The sequence below is a fragment of the Mycobacterium sp. genome (assembly GCF_036488105.1).
Taxonomy (GTDB): Bacteria; Actinomycetota; Actinomycetes; order Mycobacteriales; family Mycobacteriaceae; genus Mycobacterium.
Genome location: NZ_DASXHW010000280.1, coordinates 1 through 2094, shown reverse-complemented (window position 1 = coordinate 2094; position 2094 = coordinate 1). Strand labels below are relative to the sequence as shown.

1 protein-coding gene is annotated in these 2094 nt (G+C 48.6%); it reads left to right on the top strand.

What is annotated here, in order from left to right; genetic code table 11:
- Positions 1-1047: 1047 nt before the first annotated feature.
- Positions 1048-2094 (top strand): hypothetical protein (locus VGH54_RS14315; RefSeq protein WP_331512686.1); only part of this gene is annotated, 1047 nt, incomplete at its 3' end.

Here is a 2094-nt window from a genome sequence, read left to right as displayed (position 1 = left end):
TGTTACAGTTGCCGCGGGTACGCTCCCTATTTACACTTGTTTGTCTCTCTTTGTCTTTGTCTACGGACCACTTTCTCTTTTGGGCCTTACAGCCTTGGGGCACTGCCTCTCCTTGTTACCTCCATTCGACTCGATCCTATCTATTTCCTTATATCCCTATCTCCTCTCAGCTATTAATCCATTAGGGTAGACCCTTATCCCTTAGAGTATATAAGGACCCCTTGTACTTCCTTCCTTTCCCTCAGCTTGACCTCAGCTGAGCAATATACACTTGTATTATTGGCTCTTCAGACTGGTGTGCCATTGCCATTGTCATAAGACCTCTCGTCGCTGCTCGCGTCCTCGAACTTGATTATCTTTGTTGAGCCTTGTTATACGTTGTATATACGTCGGCTGTAACAAAAGGTCAAGCTGATCTAAACCGGCTGGTGTACCATCACCTTAGCCACCATTGATCCAAATCTAGCGCCCACAAACGCTAGTCAGGTCTTCGATAACAGATCTGGAAGACACGTCTATACCTTACACGGTCAACGTATCTATCAGGACCCCTCCAACCGCCTCTGGTACTATCTAACCAGTAACCACCAAGTACCCCGCTCCGAGTTCTTTGCCCCTCAGACAGCTGGAAGATTCCCCTCCGGCTCTGTCATCTACGACGGTCAATTATACTTTGATCAAGAAGGAATCTACTTTGACCACGACACTCACCGTTGGAGAACAGAAGAAGGAAATAACCCCTTACCAGACGAAAGTTTCCAAGGACCCAGCTACGTCCCAGGAAACCCAGAAGAAGCACTACCAGAATACCTCAGAACCCAATCTACAGCTGTAGTTGGACCGGTAACCCCACAAGGATTTCGAATCAGCGCAAACGTTGAATCATCAGACGAAGAAGGAACTTCAGGGACAGATAACGCCCTCGAATACATTAGTGCAGATCAAGAAGATCAAGGAGAAAGCGCTGAATTAGAACAGCCAGAAGAAGGGAATCAATCAGAAGAAGAAACCCACCTAGAAACGGTTGTACCACCTACACCACTGAACTTGGAACTACTCCAAATAGAACCCCCAACCACCACAGAAACCCCAGACATAGCTATGGCCGCACCACCGCCCCAGAACAACTATCAAGGAGGAGGAGGAGCAAAGCTCCCTCCACCCGAAGACTTCACCGGAACTAGAAGCAAATGCAATGGATTCCTTGCATCCTGCAGGGCTTTCTTCAACTTCTACCCCACCCAGTTCACAGCAAATGACGATGACAAGAAGATCACCTTTGCCCTCATGGCTTGCAAAGGAGCAGCAGCAACTTGGAGAGACAGCGAGTTCGCAAAGTTTGATACCGATCCACCCACCCAAGGAACATGGGCCCAGTTCCGACTGCGATTCATCGAACAATGGGGAGAAGTCAGCAGCATAGCAACGGCTATGATAAAGATTCAGAGACTCCACCTAGGAGGAAAAATGAACATGACCCACCTCATCTCCAGATTCGATGAGCTCATTCCCTACTGCAACCTCCAAGACAACGAACCAATGAAAATCCATTTCTTCGTCAATTGTTTCCCGGATAACATCAAGACTCATATCTTCCTTAAAAGTCCTACAACTTACGCCGAGGCTCGAAGATATGCTACAGAGTTCGGACTAGCCCACGACAGGATCGACGCCGATAATGGGAAACGACCCAGATATGGAACGGCAGGAAACGACAATTATGGCCGTCAACAGAGAGACCCTAACGCCATGGATGTCGACGCCATGAATTTCGAAGAAGAGGCCACCATTCGGTTCACGAAGCTCTCTCCAGCTCAGCTGGACGAATACAAGAAACAGGGGAAGTGCTTCAACTGTGGACAAAAGGGTCATATGTCCCGGATGTGTCCTACCAAGAAAAAGGGGAATGGAGGACGCTTCCAGAAAGGAGGATGGAAAGGCAAAGGGAAACCTTCGTCGAGCATTCGCTCGGCGGAGACCGAAGAGGAACCTATAGAAGAAGACCGAGGAGAAGGATCCTCCACTAGCGATAACATTGCACGCATTAGAGCAATGATCAGCGCCCTAGATGAGGAGGACAGAATTGAAGTCCTC